The sequence below is a fragment of the Arthrobacter sp. ov407 genome (assembly GCF_900102895.1).
In the GTDB taxonomy this organism is placed as follows: domain Bacteria; phylum Actinomycetota; class Actinomycetes; order Actinomycetales; family Micrococcaceae; genus Arthrobacter.
The window spans coordinates 217,653-241,987 of record NZ_FNGD01000005.1; the positions used below are offsets into that span (position 1 = coordinate 217,653).

Genomic DNA, 24,335 nt, shown 5'->3' on the forward strand with positions numbered 1-24,335 from the left:
ACTTCCCCAACTGACTCGCAGTTGTGGCCGTTTTCAGCGCCCATAACGGCCCCAAGTGCGAGTCAGTTGGGCTTAGCTGAAATCTCCGGCGTTCTGGCGGAACGTGCCCAGGATCCGGATCAGCTGGTCCACGTCCTGGTCCCCGAAGCCCGACTGGCCGAAGACCTCGGAGTTCAGTACGGCCGTGGCCCGTTTGGCCAGGGCCCGCCCGTCGGGGGTGAGCTCGATCAAGGTGGTGCGGCCGTCCGTGGGGTGCGGCGAGCGGATCACCAGCCCGGCGTCCTGGAGCCGGTCCACGGCGTTGGTGACCGAGGTGGGGTGGACCTGCAGCAGCGCGCTCGCCTTATTCATAGGCAGCGCCCCGCTGCGGGCGAAGCTGAGCAACGCCAGCAGCTCGTACCGGGCAAACGTGAGTCCGAACGGCCTAAGGACGGCCTCGATCCGGCCCAGCAGAATCTGCTGGGTCCGCATGATGGCGGTGATCGCAGCCATCGGGGCGGCGACGTCGGACCAGCCGTGGCGCTCCCAGTTCAGCCGGGCGTCGGCGATCGGATCTCGCGGCAGCGGTGTTCCCACGTTCAGCCCTGACCCTTGAGCCCGGGGAAATCGGAGTCGGAGTACTCGACGCCGAAGCCGTCGGGAACGGGTCCGCCGCCGTGGCGCAGTTCCTCGCTCTGCCGCAGCTCCACCCGCCGGATCTTGCCGGAGATCGTTTTGGGGAGCTCGGCAAACTCCAGCCGTCGGATCCGCTTGAACGGGGCCAGGTGCTCCCGGCAGTACCGCAGGATGTCCTCGGCCAGCTCCGGGCCCGGCTGGTGGCCGGCCGCAAGAACCACAAAGGCCTTCGGCACCGACAGCTTGAGCGGGTCGGGGGAGGGGACGACGGCCGCCTCCGCCACCGCCGGGTGCTCAATCAGCACGCTCTCCAGTTCGAACGGGGACAGCCGGTAGTCGGAGGACTTGAAGACGTCGTCGCCGCGGCCCACATACGTGATGATGCCGCGCTCGTCCCGGCTCGCCATGTCCCCCGTGTGGTAGTAACCGTCGCGGAAAGCCTCCGCCGTCTTATCCGGGTCGCCGTAGTACGCCTTCATGAGCCCCGCGGGGCGGGGGTCGAGGCGCAGGCAGAGCTCGCCGTCGTCGGCCTCCTCACCAGTAGCGGGGTCCACGAGCACGACGTCGTAGCCAGGCAGCGGCTTGCCCATGGCGCCGATCTTGATCGGCTGGCCCGGGGTGTTCGCGATCTGAACGGTCGATTCGGTCTGGCCGAAGCCGTCCCGGATGGTCTGGCCCCAGGCGCGGTGGACCTGGTCGATCACCTCGGCGTTGAGCGGCTCGCCGGCGGACACCACTTTCGTGGGCGGGTTCTTCAACAGGGTGAGGTCGGCCTGGATCAGCATCCGCCAGACCGTGGGCGGGGCGCAGAAGCTGGTCACGGATTCGCGGTCCATCTGTTCCATGAGGGCCCTGGCGTCGAAGCGTTCGTAGTTGTAGATGAACACGCACGCCTCGGCGATCCAAGGTGTGAACACATTGGACCAGGCGTGCTTGGCCCAGCCCGGCGAGGCCACGTTGAGGTGCACGTCGCCCGGTTCCATCCCGATCCAGAACATCGTGGACAGGTGACCCACCGGGTAGGAGGTGTGCGTGTGCTCCACGAGTTTGGCCTTGGACGTGGTGCCGGAGGTGAAGTAGAGCAGGAGGGTCTCGTCGGCCAGGGTGGGGGCGTCCGGGGTGAAGTCCACGCCGGCTGCTGAAGCGTTTGCGTACTGCCGGGCAGTTTCCAGGGCCGCGGGATTGGCGGGACCCCCACCGATTTCGATCAGCGTGTAGTCACCGGCGACGTCGGCGAACTTGGCGATGTTGGCACTTCCGACGGCGGCCCATGACGCGCCGCCGCGCTCCACCCGGTCCTGGAGGTCGGCGGGCCCCATGAGGGTGGTGGTGGGGATCATGACGATGCCCAGCTTGATGCCGGCCAACATGAGTTCCCAGAGCTCCACCTGATTGCCGAGCATGATGATCATCCGGTCCCCGCGCCGCACGCCCTGCCCGCGCAGCCAGTTGGCCACCTGGGACGAGCGCCGGGAAAGGTCCGCGAAGCTGCGCCGAGTCGCGGACCCGTCCTGTTCGACGATCACCAGCGCCGGCTTGTCCGCCTTGGCCGGGTCTGCCGCGAGCTGGTCGAACCAGTCCAGTGCGAAGTTGAATTCCTCGAAGCGCGGCCATTGGAATTCGCTGCGGGCGCCTTCGTAGTCCCCGCGCAGGGCCAGCAGCCGGTCCCGTGCGGCCCGGAATTCCTCAGTCACGGTCATGGTGCACCTTTCGAAGTACTCTGGCGCTGCCGTTCCAGGCGGTCCGTGGCACAGCGCCGTTGCCTGGGATCCCCCCGGCCCGGCGCGGTGCCTGCCTAGTGATCCCCGTCACTGTGCAATATACTAGGACATCCAAGGGTTTGGAAGAGCGGCGCTGCTCTGCAGGTGGCGCATGACGAAGGGATACGTGCCCGTGCAGCCACAAGGACGTGCCAGCGGACAGCCGGCGCCAGCCGTAAACACAAGGGAATCAAACACAGCCGTTGCTGCGGCGCCGTCGCCGCCGTTTCCCGACGCCGACCTCATGTACATCGTGGACCTGCTGCCGCCGGACGAACAGCTCCGCTACCAGGAGGTCCGGGAATTCCTGCAGTCCCGGATCAGGGCCGCCTCAATCGACTACTGGAACCGCGAGGAGTTTCCCTTCGACCTGCTCGCGGAACTCGGCAAATACGGTCTGGGCGGGTTGCAAACCGACGGCACATCCAAGCTCTTCAAGGGGCTCATGTACGTCGAGGTGGCCCGCGCCGATGTCTCCCTCTCGGCGCTCGTAGGCATCCACAACGAGCTGATCGTCGGCATGATCGATGAGCTTGGCTCGGAGGAGCAGAAGGCACGCTGGCTCCCTGGCCTCACCGCGTTCACCCAGCTCGGAGCGTTCGCCCTGACCGAGCCGGACCACGGCTCGGACATCGCCGGTGGCCTGGAAACCACCGCGCGGCTGGACGGCGACGAGTGGGTCCTCAATGGCGCCAAGCGATGGATCGGCGCCGGCACCATCGCGGACTTCGCCCTCGTTTGGGCCCGGGACGTAGCCGACCAGCACATTAAGGGCTTCATCGTGGAGACGGACCGTGCCGGCTACACCGCCACGAAGATCGCCAACAAGATCGGCCTGCGCATCATGCAGAACGCCGACATTGTCCTCGACGAGGTCCGTATCCCGGCGGCCAACCTGCTGCCCGGCGCCACCGACTTTTCCAAGGCCAATGAGCTGCTGCGGGACTCACGGGCCTGGGTGGGCTGGCAGGGCGCCGGCATCCAGCTGGCCGCGTTCGACGTCGCACGGGCCTATTCGCTGCAGCGTCGCCAGTTCGGCAAGGAACTGGCCCGCTTTCAGCTCATCCAGCAGCAGCTCGCCGAGATCCTGGGCAACGCGACCGCCTCCCTGGCCCTGATGGCCCAGCTGGCGCGAATCCAGGAAGACGGCAAGCTCGAGATGGTCCAGGCCGCCATGGCCAAAGCGACCACCACGCGGCTGGCGCGTGCCTCGGTGGCGATGGGCCGGTCCCTCATGGGCGGCAACGGCATCAGCAGCGACTATGAGATGGGCAAGCTCTTTGGCGACGCCGAAATCCTCTATACCTATGAGGGCAGCTACGAAATTAACTCGCTGATCGTGGCCCGGGCCGTGACGGGGAAGTCCGCCTTCGTCTAGGCTCCGCGCGTGATCTAGGCTCCGCGCGTGTCCGAGCCGGCCCGCGCCTGGCCGTTCCGTGCCTGGCCGGCCGAGGCGGACTGGCCGGCCGGGCTCGCGTGGCCGTACCGGGACGTGCGGTTGCGGCCGCCGTTCTTGGCCTCGTACAGGGCCCGGTCCGCGCAGTCCAGGAGGGAACCGGCCGCGGCGTCGCCCTGCTCGCAGACTCCGGCGGAGACCGTCAGGAATCCGACTTCCCCGAACGGTTCGGACGCGATGGCCTCGCGGGCACGTTCGGCCGCGCGCAGGGCCTCGGCGCCGTCGGTCTCCGGGAGCAGCCACACGAACTCCTCGCCGCCGAACCGGGCCACGATCTCCTTGGCGCGGGCAACCGTCCGGAGCCTCGCTGCGACCTCCGCCAGGACGACGTCGCCCATCAAGTGACCATGGGTGTCGTTGACCCTCTTGAAGTGATCGATATCCAGGACGACGGCACTCAGGCTCGTCCCGCGGCTCCTGGCCAGCGCGACCTGTTCGGCGAGGTGCCGTTCCAGGGCCCGCCGGTTGGGCAAGCCGCTCAGGGCATCGGTCGTGGCCTGCTGCTCCAGATCGGTCCATGCCTCCGTGTTGCCGATGGCGATCTCGACGAGCTCCGCGAACTGGGCCAGCCGCTCCATCATCGCTTCCGTGACCCCTGTGCGCGATTTCGAGGTCAGGCTCACCGCACCCCACAGGCTGCCGCGGACCCGGATCGGCGCCGCTGCCGCGGACTGGAAGCCGCCGGCGCGCATCTCCTCTGCGGCCTGTCCACCCTCCGGCCGATAGACCACGAGGGCCGGCTTGCCGGTCACTGCCACCCGGATGGTGGCGGACTCGTCAGTCGGGGCGAAGATCTGCCGCCGGCTCAGCGTCGGCGGGAGCGTCGGGGCCATGGCGACGATTTCCGCCGAGGACGCGCCCGTGAAACGGACGACGGCGGCGGAATCCACGTTGAACAGATCGCGGACAATCGCGGCGACCCGCTCTGAAATGTCTGCGGGGGCCGCGTTGCGCGCGACTTCGGTCGCTATTTCGTGCAGGGCCTGCCAAACCTTTTGTTGATGCAGGCGCTCGGTGATGTCAACCGCCACCACCATGCCGGCCGCGCTCTCATCGTCGGAATGAACCGGCCCGGCATTCAGCCGGTAGGTGCGGTCCCCGATCTGCCGGCTCCAGGAGACCTCGCGGCCAGCCAGGGCCGCACGGTAGCGCGGCTCGAGCTCGCTGGCGAGATTTCCCTTGAGCACGTCCTGGATGCGCTGGCCCTCGAGCTCTTCCCTGCGGTAGCCGAAGGTCTCCAGCTCCTGGCCTTCGGCGATCAGGTAGCGCAGTTCGGCGTCGAAGAGGAGCACAAAGACTCCGGGGACGCTACGCGCCAGGGCACGGTACCGGTCCATGTCCCGTTGCCGGCGCCGGTCGGCCAGCACCCGCTCGGTGATGTCCGTGGCCACGACGAAGAAGCCCTGCACCGCACCGTCCCGTTTATCGGGAGTGTAGGTGACGTCGGTGAAGCGAGACTGGCCCGCGGTATCAACCAGGGTGCGGTCAAACTGTTGCAGCTCTCCGGCGAGCGCCCCCTCGATGTGCGGCCGGTTGGCCTCGAAGACGGCATCGCCGAGCACATCCCGGGCATGCATGCCGTGAAGCTGCTGGGGCCCGAACCCGAACCATTCGCAGTAGGCGTCATTGGCCAAGCGGTTGCGCAGTCCCGTGTCCCAATAGCCCACAAGGGCCGGGATCCCGTTGAGGACGGCCCGCAGTTGCGCTGGGATCTCAGGCAGCGGGGACGGGTCGGCATCGTCCCTGTTGAGCGGGCTGCGATTAGTCATTGCCCCAGTATCCATGTCCGGCCGCGGCATCGGAAACCGTCGAGAAAAACCATCAGGGCATGAACCGGTAGCCGATGCCGGCCTCGGTGAGCAGGTGGCGGGGGTTGGCGGTGTCCGGCTCCAGTTTGCGCCGCAGCTGGGCCATGTAGACCCGGAGGTAGTTGGTCTCCTTGGCGTAGGCCGGACCCCAGACCTCAGAGAGCAACTGCTGCTGCGTGATGAGCTTTTCCGGATTCCGGACCAGCACCTGAAGCATGTTCCACTCGGTGGGGGTCAGCCGGACATCCTGTCCATCCCGGATGACCCTGCGCTTGCCCAGGTCCACAGTGAAGTTCTCCGTGCGGACTACCGCTTCGTGGTCCGGTTCGATGCTGCGGCGCAGCAGGGCGCGGAGCCGGGCCAGGAGCTCGTCCAGGCCGAACGGTTTGGTGATGTAGTCGTCCGCGCCGGCGTCGAGCGCCTGGACTTTGTCCTCGGAGCCGTGGCGGGCGGACAGCACCAGGACCGGGACGCTGCTCCAGCCGCGCAGTTCGCGGATCACCTCCGTGCCGTCCAGATCCGGCAGCCCGAGATCCAGGATCACCACCGACGGCGGCTCCTGCCTGGCCCTCAGCAGCGCCGACCGGCCGTCCGCGGCTGTGGAGACCTCGTAGCCGTGGGCCTGCAGGGTGATGCGCAGTGCCCGCAGCAGGTGCGGATCGTCGTCGACTACCAAGACGGCGGTCATGGCGTGTCCTGCCTGGAATTCGACGGCGACGGCCCGGGCAGGTGGCGGCGGCCGGTCAGCGCCGATTGCGGCTCCGGCGGGGCTCCGCCCGGGCGGGCTTCGAAGGGCTCTCCGGTGGAGAGCGGGAGCGTGATCACCATGGTCAGGCCGCCGCCCGGCGTCGGCTCCGCCGCGAGCCGTCCGCCCATCGCCTCGGTGAATCCCTTCGCCACGGCCAAGCCCAGCCCGATGCCGGTTGTGTGGGTGGCGTCGTCGAGGCGCTGGAACGGGCGGAACATGTCAAGGACCCGCTCTGCCGGGATGCCCCGGCCATGGTCGATGATGCGCAGCTCGCCCGCGGGCCGCCCTGCGAGCGCGGCCGGACTGAGCCCGCCAGCGGCGCCCGCCACCACAATGTCTGAATCCGGGGCGTACTTGACCGCGTTCTCGACGATGTTCGCGACGACGCGCTCCAGCATGCCCTGGTCGGCATCGATCTCGGGCATGTTGGCCGGAAGCTCCACCCGCACCCGGCCCGGCGGGACGCCGTGAAGTGCGCCGGGGATGACCTCGTACCAACGGAGGGGATGGAGCCGGGGGCTGACCGAGTCGGAGGTGAGGCGGGACATGTCCAGCAGGTTGCCGACCAGCACGTCGAGCCGGTCGGAGCATTCCTCGATCGTGGCCAGCAGCTCCTGCTCTTCCTGGGGGGTGTAGGGGACACCGGTCTGCCGGAGGCCGCCGACGGCGAGCTTGATCCCGGCCAGCGGCGTCCGGAGATCGTGCGAGACCGCGCGGAGGATGGAGGTGCGCATGGTGTTGCTCTCGGCAAGGCGCATCATTTCGCGCCGGCTGGCCGCGAGCTGCTGGCGCTCCAGCTGGGCGGCCAGATGCACGCCGAATGCCGCGAGGAGCCGCCGGTCACTGGCCGGCAGGATCCGTCCGTAGAGGACCAGCCGGGTGGTGGAGTCGATCTCCTCGATGTTCTCGCCCTCGGTGCCTTCGCCGGTTGTCGTGCCCTGCGGGACCGTGCCCTTCGGGACGGTGCCCTGGTGGCCAGGGCCGGCTGGGACCTCGCCGGCGGACGCCAGGAGCTGCCAGGTTCCGTCGTCGAAGAGATCCGCCTCGCGGATTTGGCTGAGGAGGGCCGCCCCGCGGACCTGGAAGACCGTCCTGGCCTGCTCGAGCAGCGACTGGACGGTGTCCTCGGAGCCGGCCGCCCCGCGGGTGAGATCACTGAGGGTGGTGGCCTCGGCCCTGGCCCGGGCGGCCTCCTTCGAACGGCGGGCGGACAGGTCCACCACCACGGCTACCGCCGACGACACCCCCAGGAATACGAAGAGCGCCAGGAAGTTCTGCGGATCGCTGATGATCAGGTTGCCGGTCGGCGGCGTGGAGAAGTAGTTCACCAGCAGGCTGCTCCACAGGGCCGCCAGGACCGCGGGCCACAGCCCGCCCACCAGGGCGACCGCCACGGAGCCGCTGAGCTGGACGAGCATGGCCGTGGCAACGCTGTGCTCCGGATTCACGAAGACGAGCAGCAGTTGCAGGAGCGCAGGCAAGAGCGCCGCCAGGATCAGGCCCACCGCAACCCGGGCCCGGCCAAGGTCGCCGGGACGGGGCCGCCCCGCGCCCCGGCCGCCGAGCGGGTGCGAGACCATGTGGACATCGATGTCCCCGGAGTCACGGACCACCCGGGTGCCGACGCCGCCTCCCAGGAGACCGCCCAGCAGGCCCGCGAGGTTCTTGTGCCGCGAGATGCCGACCACGATTTGGGTGGCGTTGACACTGCGGGCAAAGTCCAGCAGGGCGGCCGCCGGGTCTTCTCCTGCCACGATGTGGTAGCTGCCGCCCAGGTCCTGAGTCAGTCGCCGCTGATATTCGAGCGCCTGCGGTGATTCCGAGGCGACCCGATCGGCGGCGCGCACATGGACGGCCAGGAGATCTCCGCCGCTGACGCGGGTCAGGATGCGTGCCCCACGCCGGATGAGCGCCTCGCCCTCGGGCCCCCCGGTTAGGCCCACTACGATGCGCTCGCGGGCAGGCCAGCTGTCCTGGATCCCGTTCTCGGCCCGGTATTTCGCCAGCCCTTCGTCCACCCGGTCGGCCAGCCACAGCAGGGTGAGCTCGCGGAGCGCGCCAAGGTTGCCCAGCCGGAAATAGTTCGACAGGGCAGCATCGATCCTGTCCGCGGCATAGATCTTGCCCTCGCTCAACCGCTGCCGCAACAGATCAGGCGGAATATCGACCAGGTCGATCTGGTCGGCACGGCGCACGATGTCATCGGGTACGGTCTCTGCCTGCCGGACGTCGGTGACGGCGCTGACGACGTCGCCGAGGGACGCCAGATCCTGGATGTTGACCGTGGACAGGACATTGATCCCGGCGCTGAGGAGTTCGTCGACGTCCTGCCAGCGCTTCTGGTTGCGGCTGTCCGGGACGTTGGAGTGGGCGTATTCGTCCACCACCGCAGTCGCGGGGGCCCGGGCCAGGACCGCGTCCAGGTCCATTTCCTCGTACTCGGCACCCCCGTACCTCAGGCGGCGGGGCGGGATGACCTCCAGGCCCTCCACGAGAGCACGTGTTCCGGCGCGGCCGTGGTCCGTCGCGAGCGCCACGGCAACGTCCTCGCCGCCCTGACCGAGGCGGTGGGCTTCCTCCAGCATTTCGTAGGTCTTGCCCACTCCGGGCGCGGCCCCCAGGAAGATCCGCAGCGTTCCACGTGCCATGTCGTCATTCTGTCACCTGGAGGCGATGGCGGCGACGCGACGGCAACTTGGACGGGCGCCCCAAGAGCCGAGTTAAGAGGCCGCGTTAAGGAACCATCAGGATTGTTCGCCGAACGGTTGCAGCGGCTGCGGGGGCTGGTACCGTCTCGGACGGAAGCGGCGCGGTGCGTCGTGTGAAAGGACATAATGACCACGCTCAGCCGGCCCCCGGCAGACCCCTCCGCGCCGCGGCCCGGCGCCGGGGAGAACTTCAGGAACTGGCTGCTGTTCGGCCTCCAAGACGCCAAGGGAATCCACCAGGGGCCCGGGGCCGTGAGCGACAGCCACCTGAAAAAGCACACGTGGTGGCAAGTGATGTGCCTGACCGGCGTGGACTACTTCTCCACGCTGGGCTACCAGCCCGCCATTGCCGCGCTCGCCGCCGGCGTGATTTCGCCGCTGGCCACCCTGGTCCTGGTTGCCGTGACCTTGCTCGGCGCACTGCCGGTGTACCGCCGTGTGGCCGGCGAAAGCCCGCGCGGTGAAGGATCCATCGCCATGCTTGAGCGGCTGCTCCCACGCTGGGGCGGGAAACTTCTGGTCCTGGTGCTGCTGGGGTTCGCGGCCACCGACTTCATGATCACCATGACGCTCTCCGCCGCCGACGCAACAGCCCACGCCCTCGAGAACCCCTTCGCCCCCGCCTGGATGCAGGGCCAGAACGTCGCGGTGACGCTGGTCCTGCTGGCCATGCTCTCCGCAGTGTTTCTGCGCGGCTTCAAGGAGGCGATCGGCGTCGCGGTGGTCCTCGTGGGCATTTACCTCGGACTGAACGTCATCGTGGTCATCACAACGATCATCGAGGTCCTGCAGCACCCTGTGGCGGTCGACAACTGGTGGCTGGCCCTGACCACCCAGCACGGGAGCCCGCTGATGGTGGTGGGCATCGCGCTGCTCGTCTTCCCGAAGCTGGCCCTGGGCCTGTCGGGCTTCGAGACGGGCGTCGCCGTCATGCCGCAGATCCGCGGTCACGCCACGGACACCGAGGAGAACCCTGAGGGCCGGATCAAGGGTGCGCGCCGCCTACTGACGACGGCGGCCCTCATCATGAGTGCCTTCCTCGTCACCACGAGCTTCACCACGGTGGTGCTGATCCCGGCACAGGAGTTCCAGCCGGGCGGCCAGGCGAACGGGCGTGCCTTGGCTTACCTCGCGCACGAATACCTGGGAAATGGTTTCGGTACTGTCTACGACCTGAGCACCATTGCCATCCTGTGGTTTGCCGGCGCCTCCGCCATGGCCGGGCTCCTGAACCTCGTGCCCCGTTATCTGCCCCGCTACGGCATGGCTCCCGAGTGGGCACGAGCGGTCAGGCCGCTGGTGCTCGTGTTCACGCTCGTGGGGTTCCTGATCACCTGGCTCTTCGACGCCGACGTCGACGCCCAGGGTGGCGCCTACGCCACCGGCGTCTTGGTCCTGATGACGTCGGCGGCGATTGCCGTGACGTTTTCCGCGCGTGTCCGGCAGCAGCGCAAGCGCACCATCGGGTTCGGCATCATCGCCGTCGTGTTCATTTACACCACGGTGGCCAACATCTTCGAGCGGCCTGAAGGCATCCGGATCGCCGCGTTCTTTATCCTCGGGATCATCGTCATTTCCCTGCTCTCACGGGTCCGGCGCTCCTTCGAGCTGCATGCCACGCATGTGCGCATGGACACCCCGGCCCTGGAATTCCTGGCCGCCAATGAATCCGGGCCGATCGCGATCATCGCCCACGAACCGATGCGGCTAACTGCCCAGGCGTACCGGGACAAACTCACGTCCGCGATCGAAGTCAGCCACCTGCCCTTGGACTACCAGGCACTGTTCCTCGAAGTCGTGGTGGACGACTCCTCGGACTTCGAGACCGCGCTCGAGGTCCGCGGGGTGGTCCGGCACGGGTACCAGATCCTGGAGGTCCACGGGCCCGTTATTCCGAACACGATCGCCTCTGTGCTGCTGCACATCCGCGACGTCACGGGTCTGATGCCGCACATCTACTTCCGCTGGACGGAGGGAAACCCGTTCACCAACCTCATGCGGTTCCTGGCTTTCGGCGAAGGCGAGATCGCCCCGGTCACACGCGAAGTGTTGCGCGAGGCCGAACCGGACGTCACGCGGCGTCCGTGGGTCCACGTCGGCTGACACCAAGGGCCCGGCAGCAGGCCCGGCCCCCGGCAACAGGGGGCAGCGAACACAAACGCCCCTCCGGAGGAATCCTCCGGAGGGGCGTTGTGGTCTTCGGGGAAGTGTCCCGGCCAGGCGGCCGGGGCCTTTCCGGAGTACTTAGAGCGGGCGGATGTTCTCAGCCTGCGGGCCCTTCGGGCCCTGCGTGACGTCGAATTCAACCTTCTGGTTCTCGTCCAGCGAGCGGTAGCCGCTGGTGGCGATTGCCGAGTAGTGGGCGAAAACGTCGGCCGACCCGTCATCCGGGGCAATGAAGCCAAAACCCTTTTCGGCGTTGAACCATTTAACTGTGCCTGTAGCCATGCCATTATCCTTCTGAAATGCTGCTGATCTCCGGCGGCCATAAGGCCAACGGCTGCGGAGACATTCGTCCGCTGTCCCCAACGTACGGTGCGACGGGCCGCGGTGCAAGGGTTTATTGGGGTCTCTTCGTCTCGCCCGGTTGCTTCCGTCATGCCGAGACGGTGGCGTCGAAGAGCGCAATCAGGTCCCGGCTGATCTGGTAGGGCGAGGTCTCGCTGGGGCTGTGGCCGCCGCGGTAGACCGCAATCCGTGCCCCGATCGACTGCGCGAAGTCGCGGTGCAACGCCAGCGGCCAGAGGTCGTGTTCGCCGACCGCGACAAGCTTCGGCAGCGTCGAGGCGGCCAGGACCCGCCGCAGATCCGGTGTGCGTTTCATGAGGCTGATGATGTCAATGACCGAGGCGCGGCGCGTGAACGCGAACCGGCTCTTCACGAACCGCAACCGTTTGGGCGCCACACGGGCAACATTCCTGCGGATCCCCCAAATCATCAATGCGGTGCCGACCCTGCTGTTGACCCAGCGACTGAACCAGCCGGCCAGGCGCAGGCCGCGGAAACTCTGCCCAGGCTCGGGCGGGCAACTGATCAAGGTCAGGCTGCGGAACTTCTCTGGCCGTTGGGCGAAGGCCAGTTGGACGACGATCGCAGCGAAGGAGTACCCCACGACGTGCACCGCGCCTTCTTCGGCGTCCAGCATGGCGAGGAGGTCGTCGCGGAAGAGCTCGTAATCGTAGCGGCGCCGGGGCGGAACGAGGTTCTCGGGCCCGGCCCGGGCGGATTCATACTGCCCGGCGATGTCGCAGCTGAGGACGAAATAGCCGGCCGCCGCGAGCTCGGGCAGCATGAGGATGAAGTCTTCCTTGGAGCCGGTTGCGCCCGGGATGAGCACGACGCGCGGTTTCCCGGGATCTCCGGCGGAGATGGTCGCCAGGGTGCCGCTGGGCACCGCGAACTCACCGCTCACCACGCCTTCCGGAAGGACGGCCCAGTCGAAGTCGGGCAGCGCGGCGTCCCGGCGGGCGGCATCGTCCACCAGCCCCGAACCGAAGCCCTCAGGCTCGGGGAACGGGGTGCCTTGTGCGTTGCGGCCGACAGACACCATGAACTTAACATAGCCCCTTGATCTGCTCAGCCGGCCAGGCTGCCGGCGGCCGTCGCGGGGGAGAGCGGGGCATCCACTTGCCGCACCGTTCCGGCGGATCCGTCTACGGTCACCCTCTGGCCGGTCCGCAGCCGGGTGGTCGCGTCCGGCACGCCCACCACGGCCGGAATCCCGTATTCGCGGGCCACGACTGCCCCGTGCGAGATCACCCCGCCCATCTCCATGACCAGGGCGCCGGCGGTCATGAACAGCGGCGTCCAGCCGGGGTCGGTGGAGGGTGCCACGAGGATCTCCCCGGGCTCGAGGTGGGCGCCCACTGGGTCCAGGATGACCCGGACCGTTCCGGTGGCGGTACCCGCCGACGCCGGAGTCCCGGTCAGGGCATCGGAAGCGGGGGACTTGGCCATTACCGCGGCCTCCACATCCGTGCCGTCGGAGAGCAGGAGCCGCGGGATCCGGCGCCGGCGCAATTCGACGTCGTAGAGCCGGCGGCGGTCCGCCACGAGGCCTTTGAGGTCCGCACCCCGCAGACCCACACGCACCTCGTCGAATTCCAGGAAATACACGTCCTCGGCGACGGCGATCGAACCGGACCGGGCCAGTTCGGCACCGACCTCTTTGAGCTGGCGGCGCATCTCCGCGAGCGCGAGGATGATGTAGAACTTCGGCAGTTCGCGCAGCCCGGACAATTGCCGGGTCCGGCGCAGGCAGAACTCCACCTGCCGGGCCCGGAGCCGGCTGCGGGCCCCGGTCCGTTCCACCAGGCTGCGGATCCTGGCCTCGGCGTGTTCTTCCGCGCGGGCGAATTGCCGGTCCGGGGCCTGCTCGGGGTCCTCCACGTGGAGGTAGTTCGAGATCATGCCGAAGATATGGTCCGGCTTTTCCGACCACCGCGGCATGCCAAGGTCTATCTCCGCCACGGCGCGGTGGCCGTAGCGGTTCAGGAAGCCGTGCAGGCCGGTCTGCGCGACCGCGGGAAGCGCGCCGGCCGCGTATGTGGCGGCCAGTTCCCGCGGTCCGTGGGCCTCGAACACCTCGCGGGACGCGGCATTCGCGCCGATGGTGACGGCCAGTTGCCAGAGCTCAAGGTCCATCTCGGTGGTGACGTTGTTGGGCAGTCCCCGCAACACGGCCTCGAGTTCCCGGGGCTCCGCGATGCCGCGCAGCAGCCTCCGGGCACCGGCCAGCATGAGGTAGCCAACGGACGGTCCGGGCAGCGTCGCCTGGATCAGCCCGTCCACGGTGTTCTCCAGGATGCGTTGGGCGTGATCGAGCCTGCCAAAGGTGGTTGCCGGCTCCGGCAGGACGAGTTCGGCTTCGAGGCGATTTCCGTAGTCGAAGGCGCGGCGCAGTTCGGCGCCCGGCCGTACCGCGGCCCGCAGCATTGGCGGGATCAGCCGGACCATCAAAGCCAGGTTGGCCATGCTATCCGCAGTGCGCGCGGCAGAGCCTCCGGTCCCCGGCGTCCGCGGGGCCGGCGCTCCCGGCTCGGCTGGACGGGCTCTCCGGGGCGGCCGTTCGCGCACGCCAAACCTCGGATCATCCAGGAGCGCCGGAATGACCGCGCCTGTCCTTCCGTCCGCCAGCGGGAGCATCCGCAGCAGGTAGCGGCGGCCGTACTTATTCCGGATCAGGGACGTCAGGTCCACATACATGCGCAGGCCCGGGTTTACGTACAGCCACGGTCCTTTTCGGTTCCTCATGGAGCCGAGCACTGAGAGCCCCATCGGGGTGAGCGGCCGGGTCAGGCCCTGGAGCAGGGAGCCGCACAGGTACACCCGGGTTTCAGCCGAGGGCCCCGACTCCGTGCCAAGGGGTTCGGCGGCGGCAGGGTCCGGCAACGGATACAACGTGGTGATGGGCCTCGACTGGGTGACCCAGATCTTGCCCGCGGCGTCGACCACCCATTCCATATCCTGGGGTGCGCCGAAAAGCTGCTGGACGGTATCGCCCAGCGCCGTGAGTTCGCGGATCCGGGCGTCCGTCAGGCTCCGGTGCCGCCCTGCTGTGGCGGCCCCCGGAGAGCGCATCAGGATGCGTCCCGTGGCGGTCTCCACGACGAAGTGGTCCGGGTTTACACTGCCGGAGGCCACCAGGTGGCCCGGTCCGGCGCTCGCATTGATGACCGTTTCAGTGCGGGTGCCAGTAACGGGGTTGGCGGTGAACAGCACGCCGGCGCTGGTGGCGGTGATGAGGTCCTGGACGACGACGGCGAGCCCCGCCTCGCGGTGGTTGATCCCGTTGGCGGCGCGGTAGGCCACGGCACGTTCCGTCCAGAGGGAGGCCCAGCAGCGGCGGACCGACTCGACCACGGCATCGGCTCCGGAGATGTTGAGGAAGGAATCCTGCTGCCCGGCGAAGCTCGCGAACGGCAGGTCCTCGGCGGTGGCGGAGGACCTGACGGCCACCATGTCCCTGCTGCCGAGCGCCGCATACGCGGTGCGGACGGCGGCATCGACGTCGGCGGGAATCGGAGCGGTCACGATCATTTCCCGCGCCTGCCGCGCCAGTTCGCCCAAATCGAGGTCGGCGGAGCCCCCTTCTGATTCTGCGACGTCCAGGCCGGACGCCAAGGCGTCCAGTGCCGCAGGGGCAGCCTTTCGGTAGGCGACGGTGGTGAGGCAGAATCCGCGGGGTACGGGGAAACCGGCCGCCGTGAGCTTGCCGAGGTTCAGGGCCTTTCCGCCCACAAGCGGCACGGGAGCGGAACCCAGTTCGCCGAGATCCACGACGAGACTGTCTGGTGCCCTGCCATCTGCAGAACCCATTCCCTGCTCCCACGTCCTGTCCGCGTCTTCAAGCCACGGCCGGTCGCCGGCGCTGAGTCCGGCGGAGCGGCCGTCCGGCCGAGCGAGGCTGCAGACCTACTGGTCGGCCTCGCCGGTGTCTTCCCACATGACATCCAGGTTGCGGAAGACCGGCGGGCCGTCGCACAGGGCGGCCATCTTCGCGGCGAATTCGGAGGTCTCGGGCCGGTTGGAGTTCTCCATGGCCGACTCGTAGGAGTCGAATTCCACGATCGTGAGGTAGGTGCCGGGCCGGTCGCGGTCTCCGGTGGCCATGATGCGGCGGAAAGTCGGGGCAGTGGTTCCCTCCGTCCTCGAGGGCCGGCCGAGTTCTTCAATTTCCTCGATGCGGGACGTCTGAAATTCGATGATCTGCACAAACCTGGCCATGACGGCTCCTCGACGGCGGCGGATGCTGATGCGCTTCACGCTAGACCCTCGTCCTTGCCCGTGCAAGGGCGGGCGCGAGGGGCGTGCGGCGGCGGCCACGCGAACCAGCGCGGTCGCCGCCGAAACGCCCCCGGACGGTACGTCTAGGGGGCCAGGATGCGGGCTTCCGGGGCAGCGGACGGTGTCCAGCGCAAGTGCACGGGCGCGCCGTCGATCTCCGGTTCCTTGAGCAGGGACAGGCGCGGGCGAACGGCGTCGGTCCGGGCGCTCGGCGGTTTCCGGCTGCCGGCCCGGAACGGCAACGCCCACGCGGCGGAGTCGCCCACGAAGCCCTGTTCGGCGGCGGCGTGCAGCGTCCAGTGGGGGTCGTACAGGTGCGAACGGCCCACAGCGCACAGGTCCGCGCGGCCTGCCAGCAGGATCGAGTTGACGTCGTCGTAGGAGGAGATGGCGCCAACGGCTATCACAGCCACCCCGGCGGGGGCGGCCACCTCCTGGCGGATCCTGTCCGCGAACGGGGTCTGGTAGCTGCGCCCGTAGGCAGGCTTCTCCTCCTTGGCGACCTGGCCGCTGGAAACGTCAATGCCCGCGGCGCCGTGATTCACGAAGGCGCGGGCGATCTCCACGGCGTCATCCACCGTGTTGCCGCCGTCGCACCAGTCCGTGGCGGAGATGCGCACTGTCAGCGGCTTGTGGGCGGGCCAGACGGCGCGGACGGCGTCGAACACCTCCAGCGGATACCGCAGCCGGTTCTCCAGGCTGCCGCCGTATTCGTCGGCGCGCTTGTTGGCCAGCGGCGAAAGGAACGCGGAGAGCAGGTAGCCGTGGGCGGCGTGCACTTCAAGGAGGTCGAAGCCGGCCGCGTCGGCGCGGCGGGCGGCCGCGACGAAGTGTTCGCAGACGTCGTCCATTTCGGCCCGGGTGATTTCCCGCGGGACCTGATTGCGGTGGCCGTACGGGACGGCGGACGGGCTGGTGACGTCCCAGTTGCCTTCGGCCAGAGGTTCGTCGATGCCCTCCCACATGAGCTTGGTGGAGCCCTTGCGCCCGGAGTGGCCAATCTGGGCGCCGATCTTCGCGGTGGACTGGGTGTGGACGAAGTCCACGATTTCCGTCCAGCTTTCACGCTGGGCGTCGGTGTACAAACCGCTGCAGCCGGGGGTGATGCGGCCCTCGGCGGAGACGCACACCATTTCCGTCATGACCAGCCCGGCCCCGCCCATGGCCTTGCTGCCTAGGTGGACGAGGTGGAAGTTCCCTGGGACGCCGTCGACCGCCGAATACATGTCCATCGGTGAGACGACAATCCTGTTTTTCAGCTCCAGCGCGCCGATCCGGTACGGCTGGAACATGGCCGGAGCCACCTGGGCCAGGCCCTGGGAGGCGGCGAAGTTCGCGTCCACGTGCCCGGCAAATCCGGGGTCGCGCAGCTTGAGGTTGTCATAGGTGATGCGACGGCTGCGGGTGAGCAGATTAAAGCAGAACTGAACCGGGTCCTGGTCGTTGTAGTGGCCGATGTTCTCAAACCATTCCAGCGAGGCCTGGGCGGCGCGTTGGGTGGATTCGACCACCGGACGCCGCTCGGCCTCGTACGCTGCCAGCGCCTGAACCACACTGGCGTGCTCATGCAGGGCGGCGGCCAGCGCCAAGGCGTCCTCCATTGCCAGCTTGGTACCTGAACCGATTGAGAAGTGGGCCGTGTGGGCCGCGTCGCCGAGCAGTACGACGTTGCCGGCGCGCCAGTTTTCGTTGCGCACGGTTGTGAAGTTCAGCCACTTTGAATTGTTGGTCAGCACCTGGTGGCCGCCGAGCTCATCCGCAAAGATGGCGCTGATTTTCGACACCGCCTTTTCATCGGACACACCGGGAGCGAAGACTTCGTTGGCGGTCTCGTCGAAGCCGGCCGCGCGCCAGACGTCCTCAGACATTTCGGCGATGAACGTGGAGCCTTCGTCGGAGTACGGGTAGCCGTGGATCTGCATGACGCCCCACTCGGTCTCCTTGACGAAGAACTTGAACGCCTCAAACACCTTGTCGGTGCCCAGCCACATGTACTTGTTGCCGCGCACGTCCAAGGTCGGCTTGAACGTGTCGGCGTAGTTGGCGCGGATCTGGGAGTTGACGCCGTCTGCGGCCAGCACAAGATCGTAGTTGGCTTCCAGCACCTCCACGCGCGGTGCCATGGTGCTGAAGCGGACGTCCACGCCCAGTTCCAGGGTGCGGCGCTGCAGCAGTTCCAGCAGTTCCTTGCGTCCCATTGCGGCGAAGCCCTGCCCGCCGATCGTGTTCATCTGGTCCTTGAAGTGGATGTCGATGTCGCTCCAGCGCGCGAAGCGTTGGCTCATGTAGTCGGCCACAACGGGGTCGGCATTGCCGATGCCGCCAAGGGTCTCGTCGGAGAAGACGACACCGAAGCCGAACGTGTCGCTGGCGGCGTTGCGCTCCCACAGCGTGATTTGGTGGGAGGGGTCCAGCTGCTTCATCAATGCGGCGAAGTACAAGCCGCCGGGGCCGCCGCCAACAATTGCGATCTTCATGGTTTTTGGTCCTATCGGGAGTTCGTGGTGGCGTTGATGCGGGCGGGCATCGCATCATCCGCCGCGGGGGCGCCGCAGGCATGCTCGCGGGCGATGGCTTCGCGGAGCCGGTAATGCTGGAGTTTGCCGCTGGGATTGCGCGGAAGATCGGTCACGAACCGCACGTCGCGGGGGTACTTGTGGGGCGCAATTCTCGCCTTGACGAAGTCCTGGATTTCCTTGCGCTTGGCCGCGTCGCCGGCGACGCCGTCAGTCAGGACGACGAACGCGCAGACCACTGAACCGCGTTCCTCATCCGGGCGGGCTACGACGGCGTTCTCCACCACATCGGGGTGTTCGTTGATGGCGGCTTCCACTTCCGGGGCGCCAATGTTGTAGCCGGAGGACACGATCATGTTGTCGGAGCGTGCCTGGTAGACGAAGTAGCCCTCGTCGTCCCGCAGGAACGTGTCGCCGGTGACGTTCCAGCCGTCGTGGACGTAGTTGGCCTGGCGCGGGTCGTCGAGGTAGCGGCAGCCGGTCGGGCCGATTACGGCCAGCCTGCCGGCTTCGTTGGGCGCCGCTTCGGCGCCGTCGGCATCCAGGATGATGGCACGGTAGCCGGGCACCGCCACGCCGGTAGCGCCGGGGCGGATGTCGTCGCCCGCCGCCGAAATGAACACGTGCAGCATTTCTGTGGCGCCGATGCCGTTGACTAGTTTGATCCCGGTTTCGTCGTAAATGTGCTGCCAGGTCTCCTTCGGCAGGTGTTCCCCCGCGGAGACCGCGATGCGCAGCCGGCTGAGCAGGTCGCCGCGCCCCGCCTTCAGGATCACCCGGTAGGCGGTGGGTGCGGTGAACAGGATGGAGGCGTTCGCGGCGGCGGCTGCCTCTGCGAGCTCCAGCGGCGTGCCCCGTTCCGTGAGCAGCGCGGAGGCGCCAAACCGCAGCGGGAACACGACCAGACCGCCGAGCCCGAACGTGAACGCCAGCGGCGGTGAGCCGGCAAAGACATCGTCCGGGGTGGGCTTCAGGAGGTGCCGGGCGAAGGTGTCAGCGTTGGCCAGGATGTCTCGGTGGAAGTGCATGGTCACTTTGGGCGTGCCGGTGGTACCGGACGTCGGTCCCAAAAGGGCGACGTCGTCGGCGGCCGTCGCAACGTTGGCGAAGGATCCGCTTTTGGCGGCACAGCGTGCGGTAAGGTCCGCGCCGTCGTCCGCGCCGTATGTCATGACCGGCAGCGTTTCTCCGGCGGCGGTGCGCATGTCCTCGACAAAACGGTGGTCCGAGATGGCGACGGTCGGCTTGGTGAGGCCGATCAGCGTGGAGATCTCGGCGGGGCGCAGCATCGGCATGGTGGTGACGACGACGGCGCCGGCCTTCAGCACGCCCAGCCAGGCCGCGACAATCCAGGGGTTGTTGGGGCCGCGGAGCAGAACCCGGTTCCCGGGAACCACGCCGAAGTCATCGGTCAACACCTGGGCCACCTGGTTGGCGTGCCGGAGCAGGTCACCGTACGTCCAGATGTCCCCATCGGGCGTGTGCAGGGCGGGCCGGCCGGCACCGAACTGGGCGACGGCGTCGTCGATCAACACGGTGGCAGCGTTCAACCGGTCTGGGTACTGCAGTTCCGGCAGGGTGAATTCGATTGTGGGCCAGGACTCGGCCGGCGGAAGATGGTCGCGGGTAAAGGTGTCCGCATGGGCCGATGTCGTCAATGTCATGGCCGTTCCTTTCGGTTGCGATGCGATTGGACAGGGAAAACTGGTGCGCCGGTTCAGGCGCGGACCATGCCTTCCTGGGCGACGGTGGCCAACAGCAGTCCATCGCGGGAGAAGAACCTGCCCATGGCCAGGCCGCGGTTGTGCTGGCCGGAAATTGCTTCTTGTGCGTAGAGCATCCACTCGTCGGCGCGGACATCGCGGTGGAACCAGATCGAGTGATCCAGGCTGGCCGTGGAGAGTCCGGGTGAGGACCAGCTAAGCCCGTTCACACGCAGCAGCGGTTCCAGAATCGTGTAGTCGCATACGTACGCCAGGGCCGTTCGGTGCACGTCCGCGTCCTCGGGCAGGCGGTCGAAGTCCTTGACCCAGATCGCCTGCGCCGGGGCGGCCTCACCTTCCACATGAAGGTAGAGAGGACTCGGGATGTGGCGCATGTCGAAGCTGCGTCCGTGCGACCAGTACTCGGCGGCCGGGCCGGGGACGCCGTCGAGCACCTGCGCGGCGCTGCGCAGCGACTCGGGGTCCACGGTGGCCGGCATGGCCGACTGGAAGTCGGGCCCGGTTTCCGGCACGTGGAAGGAGCCCATCGCGGCAAAAACTGTCTTGCCGTTCTGGTGGCCGCGGACGCTGCGGGTGGAGTAGCCGCGCCCGTCGCGCAGGATCTCCACTTCGTAGCGCACGGCGGCGCCGATATCTACTGGCCGCATGAAGTAGCTGTGCATGGAATGCAGCGTTCGGTCCGAGTCCACCGAACGCATCATGGCGGCCGCGGACTGGGCCACCATGTCGCCGCCGTAGGACTTGGGCCACGGGACGTATCCAGTCACTGCCTCGAAGGCCAGGTCATGGACCTGCGCTTCCACGGGAGTCAGCTCGATGGCTTTAAGGAACGTCTCCGATGTGCCGGCTTCGAAGATGGCGGATTCCCTGTTCATGGAACTCATGCGCGCCGGTAGTCTGCGAGGATTTCGTCCTTGACGTCAGGGAGGTTGATCACCAGGTTTTCCGGAGTGCGGGCCGTCAGCCACACCAGGTCCTCGGTGACGGACATGTTTGCCTCGACGTGGGGCATGTACGGCGGCACGAACACCCAGTCGCCGGTCTTCATGTCCAGGAATTCGGAGTAGTTCTCGCCAAAGTAGATGCGGCCGTGGCCGCGGAGCACATAGCCGCCGGTCTCCGCCTCGCCGTGATGGTGCGGCAGTGAGCGGTAGCCGGGCGTGTTGGACACTTGGCCGAACCAGATCTTCGTTGCGGGCGTGTGCTGGATGGACACACCGGAGACGCGGATGCAGTCACCCGACTGGGCGGTGTTCGTGTCCTCTTCACCAGCGCGGGTAACGACGGGCACAACAGCGCCGGCGGCGTTCGCGTAGATGGAGTTCCCGGCCTCGGCGAGGTTGGTGGTGGTTTCGCTCATGATGCTCACTCCTGGCTGTTTCGTGGTGCTTGCGGGTGCTTGCGGCGTGCTTAGTGGCTGGCGGTGGCGCCCGGGCGGATCCGGACCAGGTTTTCCAGCTGGCCGATCCCGTCAATTTCGGTGCGGAGGACGTCTCCGTCCTTGAGGAAGCGCGGCGGTTCCATGCCCATTCCGACGCCCCCGGGCGTGCCGGTCAGGACCACGTCACCGGGCCGCAGGGTGGTGAATTGGGAGATATAGGACAGCAGCCGCGCCGGGCCAAACACGAGCGTGCTGGAGTTTCCGTGCTGGACGAGCTCGCCGTTGACGTGGCCACGCACATCGAAGCCGTGCCCGGCCGGGAATTCGTCCGCCGTGACCAGGACCGGGCCCAGCGGTGTGGTGGCGTCGAACGCCTTGCCCTGGAACCACTGAAGCGTGCGGCTTTGCCAGTCGCGCATCGAGACGTCGTTGGCCACGGTGTAGCCGGCAATGGCCGCTGCCGCCTCCTCTTCACCGGCCCGGGTCAGCGTTGCTCCGACAACGACGGCGAGCTCGGCTTCCCAGTCGACGCGCTCGCTGCCGTACACCTCAATGGCGTCTGCGGCGCCAATCAAGGTGTCCGCGTATTTGGCGAAGAGCGTGGGGTAGTCGGGCCGTTCCCGGCCCAACTCCTGGATGTGGTCGGCGTAGTTCAGGCCGCAGCAGATGACCTTCCCGGCCGTGGGCAGCAGCGCCGCCAGTTCCGCTTCATTGGCAGGGACGACGGCGGACTTCTCACCCTTGGCCACGGCTGCGACCAGCGCCTGCCAGTCCGGGAGGGCCAACAGCTCCCCAACATCGCGGGCCGGCAGTGGAAGGTAACCGTCCGCGCCGAGCGCTAGGGCCGCCGTCGTGCCGGTTTCACCGGTGCGCAGGGTGGCAAGTTTCATGGGTGCTGTTCCCTTCGAGTGTGTGTCGACTTTTTTACGACCGTCACATATGCTCAACGTAGCATGAAGGTGACTCCTGTCACAGCATTTTCGACAAATTCTTGCCACATACCCTGAAGGAAACTCGATGCCCCACAAGACGATCAACCCGGCGTCCCTGCCCAAGCCGTCCGGCTACGCCCACGGGATCCTGGCGGGAAACACCGTCTATCTCGGCGGTCAAACGGCGCTGGATCAGGACATGCAAATTGTCCCCGGCGGCATTGTGGCGCAGTTCAAGCAGGCGTTCAGCAATGTACTGGCCACGCTTGCCGAAGCCGGCGGCGCGCCGGAAGATCTGGTCAGCGTCACGATCTACCTCACCGACGTGGACGACTACATGGCGAACGGGCGCGAAATTGGCCGGCTCTGGCGGGAAATGGCCGGCTCTGAATACCCGGCGATGGCAGGAATCGGCGTCAGTCGGCTATGGCAGAAGGAGGCCTTGATCGAAATTCAGGGCGTTGCGGTGATCCAATAACGGCCGCGAAGGACAATCGGCAGCGCCCGGCTAGGACGTCAAGTGACGGGCGTGGGCTGCTGCCATCGGCGCAATAAGCCGGTGTACTTCCAGAAAAGCGTCCCGGGCGGCCATGCCCTTCCAGTCATCGGGCAAGTATTCCGGCGGAAGGTTGGGGTCCTTGTAGGGGAACCGCCGCCAGATGGTGAGCATGGGAATGTAGTAGCGGAACGCAGCATGCCGCATCTCCGGCGTTGATTCGGCGAGTGCTCGTTCCGGGTCATCGCCGAGCAGGGATGTCCATTGTTCGACCCCATCGCCGTACAGGCCGAGAAACTCGCCAAATTGCTCATCGAGGTCGGCCAGGTCCCACCATTGGGCGACCTTGGCTCGGATGGTGTGGTCGGCAACGTAGTCGCCTTGAAAAAAGTCCACGAACTGGCTCAGTCCCAGCACGTCGAGCCGTTTCTTCGTTCGCTCCAGTGCCGACAACGGCGCGATCCACACACCTGATGCCATGAAACCAAAACCGAAACCCGCGAGCACTGTGCGCAGCTGATGGCGGCGGCTGCGCATCGACTCGGGGACAGAGAAGATGGCCAGTATCCAGCCGTCATCGTCTTTGGCGGACGTCGGCGCGAAGATCCGCTCGTCTCCTTCGCGAAACACCTCTGCCACATTCTCTGCAAGCTCATACTTGGCCACATTCCCGGCCTTGACGCTCTTCAGCACTCCCTTGGCTTTTAGCCTGGACACCGAGGACCGCACGCCTGGTGCGTCGTAGCCAAGATCGCCGAGCATTTCGATCAACGCGGAGACCGCCAGGGCATCCCCGGATTCCCGGCTATAGAGACCGTAGAGGGTAATGATCAGTTGCTGGTGCCGAACATGGGGTTCCGGAATAGGAATCATGCCGCGGCCTTGATGGCCGCGCGGAAGCGCTCCGGCCAGGGTGCCGAAGCGTCCGCGCCGACGGGGACGTAGGCGGTGACAAACGTGCCATCGGCGGCGAGGCCGCCGTCGTGCTCCCCCATGGGGTGGGCGACGACCTCGAAGCCGAACGTCATGGACTTGCCACCCATTGCCTGAACCCAGAGCGTAGTTGTGACGCGCTGGCCGAACCACAGCTTGGCCCGGAAATTGATCGCCTGGTGCACGCGGGGAGCCGATGGAAAGTACTCGGGCAGGTCCAGTTGGCGGAACAGTTCGGCCTCGGCGGATTCGGCCCAGCGCATGATGGCCGAGTTGTGTTGGTGGCCCGCTGCGTCGGTGTCCACCCATTCGACAGTGCGCTCAATGCTCGCGCTCGAAACACCCGCCTGCGGCGGCCGAGTGCTGGTTTGCGCATCGAGTTCACTCATGCGTTTATTCTATGGCGATCCCCTGACGAACGTTCACAACACGTCATCTCAAGGGAGGCTCCAGCCGCTGCACCCGGCCAACT

Annotated in this window: 19 protein-coding genes; 3 read left to right on the top strand and 16 right to left on the bottom strand. The window is 67.2% G+C overall.

Annotation, left to right across the window (positions count from 1 at the left end; translation table 11 throughout):
* Positions 1 to 72 precede the first annotated feature (72 nt).
* Together BLS42_RS08550 and BLS42_RS08555 are read right to left on the bottom strand one after the other, a co-directional pair.
* A complete protein-coding gene (locus BLS42_RS08550) occupies positions 73 to 576 on the bottom strand; it encodes a MarR family winged helix-turn-helix transcriptional regulator (RefSeq protein ID WP_090579415.1) in 504 nt (167 codons plus the stop codon).
* A gap of 2 nt (positions 577 to 578) precedes the next feature.
* A complete protein-coding gene (locus tag BLS42_RS08555) occupies positions 579 to 2,315 on the bottom strand; it encodes an AMP-binding protein (RefSeq protein WP_090579418.1) in 1,737 nt (578 codons plus the stop codon).
* A 304-nt stretch (positions 2,316 to 2,619) separates the two neighbouring features.
* Between BLS42_RS08555 and BLS42_RS08560 the strand changes: the two genes are divergently transcribed.
* Complete coding sequence (locus BLS42_RS08560; RefSeq protein ID WP_090579421.1) at positions 2,620 to 3,753, top strand: acyl-CoA dehydrogenase family protein; 1,134 nt, start codon at positions 2,620 to 2,622, stop codon at positions 3,751 to 3,753.
* Between the two features lie 14 nt (positions 3,754 to 3,767).
* Here BLS42_RS08560 and BLS42_RS08565 read toward each other — a convergent pair whose 3' ends face one another.
* From BLS42_RS08565 to BLS42_RS08575, 3 genes are read right to left on the bottom strand one after another with little or no spacing between them, the layout of a single operon-like run.
* Positions 3,768 to 5,600 (bottom strand): sensor domain-containing diguanylate cyclase, encoded by a 1,833-nt coding sequence (locus tag BLS42_RS08565; RefSeq protein ID WP_176803277.1) that lies wholly within the window; start codon positions 5,598 to 5,600, stop codon positions 3,768 to 3,770.
* 52 nt (positions 5,601 to 5,652) lie between these two features.
* A complete protein-coding gene (locus BLS42_RS08570; RefSeq protein WP_090579429.1) occupies positions 5,653 to 6,327 on the bottom strand; it encodes a response regulator in 675 nt (224 codons plus the stop codon).
* Positions 6,324 to 9,035, bottom strand: a complete 2,712-nt coding sequence (locus tag BLS42_RS08575; protein ID WP_090579432.1) for a DUF4118 domain-containing protein — start codon at positions 9,033 to 9,035, stop codon at positions 6,324 to 6,326. Before BLS42_RS08575 ends, BLS42_RS08570 begins: the two co-directional genes overlap by 4 nt.
* Positions 9,036 to 9,221: 186 nt before the next feature.
* On the opposite strand from BLS42_RS08575, the gene BLS42_RS08580 reads away from it, so the two are divergent.
* Positions 9,222 to 11,198 carry an APC family permease gene (locus tag BLS42_RS08580; protein ID WP_090579435.1) on the top strand — a complete coding sequence of 659 codons (1,977 nt, stop codon included), beginning with the start codon at positions 9,222 to 9,224 and terminating at the stop codon, positions 11,196 to 11,198.
* 141 nt (positions 11,199 to 11,339) lie between these two features.
* Here the strand turns inward: BLS42_RS08580 and BLS42_RS08585 are convergent, their stop codons facing one another.
* The 9 genes from BLS42_RS08585 to BLS42_RS08625 form a co-directional block, all read right to left on the bottom strand.
* Positions 11,340 to 11,543, bottom strand: coding sequence for a cold-shock protein (locus BLS42_RS08585; RefSeq protein WP_009357211.1), 204 nt, complete (start codon positions 11,541 to 11,543; stop codon positions 11,340 to 11,342).
* 148 nt (positions 11,544 to 11,691) lie between these two features.
* Positions 11,692 to 12,645 (bottom strand): alpha/beta fold hydrolase, encoded by a 954-nt coding sequence (locus tag BLS42_RS08590; protein ID WP_176803278.1) that lies wholly within the window; start codon positions 12,643 to 12,645, stop codon positions 11,692 to 11,694.
* Positions 12,646 to 12,671: 26 nt separating this feature from the next.
* The gene (locus BLS42_RS08595) at positions 12,672 to 15,413 is read right to left on the bottom strand and encodes a PEP/pyruvate-binding domain-containing protein (protein WP_176803279.1); all 2,742 of its coding nucleotides are present in this window, start codon (positions 15,411 to 15,413) and stop codon (positions 12,672 to 12,674) included.
* Positions 15,414 to 15,509: 96 nt separating this feature from the next.
* Positions 15,510 to 15,860, bottom strand: a complete 351-nt coding sequence (locus BLS42_RS08600) for a hypothetical protein (protein WP_256336344.1) — start codon at positions 15,858 to 15,860, stop codon at positions 15,510 to 15,512.
* 104 nt (positions 15,861 to 15,964) lie between these two features.
* Positions 15,965 to 18,358, bottom strand: coding sequence for a bifunctional salicylyl-CoA 5-hydroxylase/oxidoreductase (locus tag BLS42_RS08605; RefSeq protein WP_090579444.1), 2,394 nt, complete (start codon positions 18,356 to 18,358; stop codon positions 15,965 to 15,967).
* An 11-nt stretch (positions 18,359 to 18,369) separates the two neighbouring features.
* Positions 18,370 to 20,061 (bottom strand): AMP-binding protein, encoded by a 1,692-nt coding sequence (locus tag BLS42_RS08610; protein ID WP_090579447.1) that lies wholly within the window; start codon positions 20,059 to 20,061, stop codon positions 18,370 to 18,372.
* Positions 20,062 to 20,114: 53 nt separating this feature from the next.
* Entirely contained in the window at positions 20,115 to 21,005 is an 891-nt protein-coding gene (locus tag BLS42_RS08615) for an acyl-CoA thioesterase (RefSeq protein WP_256336345.1), read from the bottom strand.
* Positions 21,002 to 21,481 (bottom strand): cupin domain-containing protein, encoded by a 480-nt coding sequence (locus BLS42_RS08620; RefSeq protein ID WP_090579450.1) that lies wholly within the window; start codon positions 21,479 to 21,481, stop codon positions 21,002 to 21,004. The genes BLS42_RS08615 and BLS42_RS08620 overlap by 4 nt, the downstream gene beginning before the upstream one ends.
* Before the next feature lie 50 nt (positions 21,482 to 21,531).
* A complete protein-coding gene (locus BLS42_RS08625) occupies positions 21,532 to 22,392 on the bottom strand; it encodes a fumarylacetoacetate hydrolase family protein (RefSeq protein WP_090579453.1) in 861 nt (286 codons plus the stop codon).
* A gap of 127 nt (positions 22,393 to 22,519) precedes the next feature.
* Here BLS42_RS08625 and BLS42_RS08630 point away from each other — a divergent pair, with 127 nt between their 5' ends.
* Positions 22,520 to 22,912, top strand: coding sequence for a RidA family protein (locus BLS42_RS08630; protein ID WP_090579456.1), 393 nt, complete (start codon positions 22,520 to 22,522; stop codon positions 22,910 to 22,912).
* 30 nt (positions 22,913 to 22,942) lie between these two features.
* Here the strand turns inward: BLS42_RS08630 and BLS42_RS08635 are convergent, their stop codons facing one another.
* Together BLS42_RS08635 and BLS42_RS08640 are read right to left on the bottom strand one after the other, a co-directional pair.
* Complete coding sequence (locus BLS42_RS08635; RefSeq protein WP_090579459.1) at positions 22,943 to 23,803, bottom strand: PaaX family transcriptional regulator; 861 nt, start codon at positions 23,801 to 23,803, stop codon at positions 22,943 to 22,945.
* A complete protein-coding gene (locus BLS42_RS08640) occupies positions 23,800 to 24,252 on the bottom strand; it encodes an acyl-CoA thioesterase (RefSeq protein WP_090579462.1) in 453 nt (150 codons plus the stop codon). The genes BLS42_RS08635 and BLS42_RS08640 overlap by 4 nt, the downstream gene beginning before the upstream one ends.
* Positions 24,253 to 24,335 lie beyond the last annotated feature (83 nt).

Coding starts and splice junctions, on each gene's coding strand:
- BLS42_RS08555 (WP_090579418.1), bottom strand. CDS start 2,315: ATGACCGTGACTGAGGAATTCCGGGCCGCACGGGACCGGCTGCTGGCC.
- BLS42_RS08560 (WP_090579421.1), top strand. CDS start 2,620: ATGTACATCGTGGACCTGCTGCCGCCGGACGAACAGCTCCGCTACCAG.
- BLS42_RS08565 (WP_176803277.1), bottom strand. CDS start 5,600: ATGACTAATCGCAGCCCGCTCAACAGGGACGATGCCGACCCGTCCCCG.
- BLS42_RS08570 (WP_090579429.1), bottom strand. CDS start 6,327: ATGACCGCCGTCTTGGTAGTCGACGACGATCCGCACCTGCTGCGGGCA.
- BLS42_RS08575 (WP_090579432.1), bottom strand. CDS start 9,035: ATGGCACGTGGAACGCTGCGGATCTTCCTGGGGGCCGCGCCCGGAGTG.
- BLS42_RS08580 (WP_090579435.1), top strand. CDS start 9,222: ATGACCACGCTCAGCCGGCCCCCGGCAGACCCCTCCGCGCCGCGGCCC.
- BLS42_RS08585 (WP_009357211.1), bottom strand. CDS start 11,543: ATGGCTACAGGCACAGTTAAATGGTTCAACGCCGAAAAGGGTTTTGGC.
- BLS42_RS08590 (WP_176803278.1), bottom strand. CDS start 12,645: ATGGTGTCTGTCGGCCGCAACGCACAAGGCACCCCGTTCCCCGAGCCT.
- BLS42_RS08595 (WP_176803279.1), bottom strand. CDS start 15,413: ATGGGTTCTGCAGATGGCAGGGCACCAGACAGTCTCGTCGTGGATCTC.
- BLS42_RS08605 (WP_090579444.1), bottom strand. CDS start 18,358: ATGAAGATCGCAATTGTTGGCGGCGGCCCCGGCGGCTTGTACTTCGCC.
- BLS42_RS08610 (WP_090579447.1), bottom strand. CDS start 20,061: ATGACATTGACGACATCGGCCCATGCGGACACCTTTACCCGCGACCAT.
- BLS42_RS08615 (WP_256336345.1), bottom strand. CDS start 21,005: ATGAGTTCCATGAACAGGGAATCCGCCATCTTCGAAGCCGGCACATCG.
- BLS42_RS08620 (WP_090579450.1), bottom strand. CDS start 21,481: ATGAGCGAAACCACCACCAACCTCGCCGAGGCCGGGAACTCCATCTAC.
- BLS42_RS08625 (WP_090579453.1), bottom strand. CDS start 22,392: ATGAAACTTGCCACCCTGCGCACCGGTGAAACCGGCACGACGGCGGCC.
- BLS42_RS08630 (WP_090579456.1), top strand. CDS start 22,520: ATGCCCCACAAGACGATCAACCCGGCGTCCCTGCCCAAGCCGTCCGGC.
- BLS42_RS08635 (WP_090579459.1), bottom strand. CDS start 23,803: ATGATTCCTATTCCGGAACCCCATGTTCGGCACCAGCAACTGATCATT.
- BLS42_RS08640 (WP_090579462.1), bottom strand. CDS start 24,252: ATGAGTGAACTCGATGCGCAAACCAGCACTCGGCCGCCGCAGGCGGGT.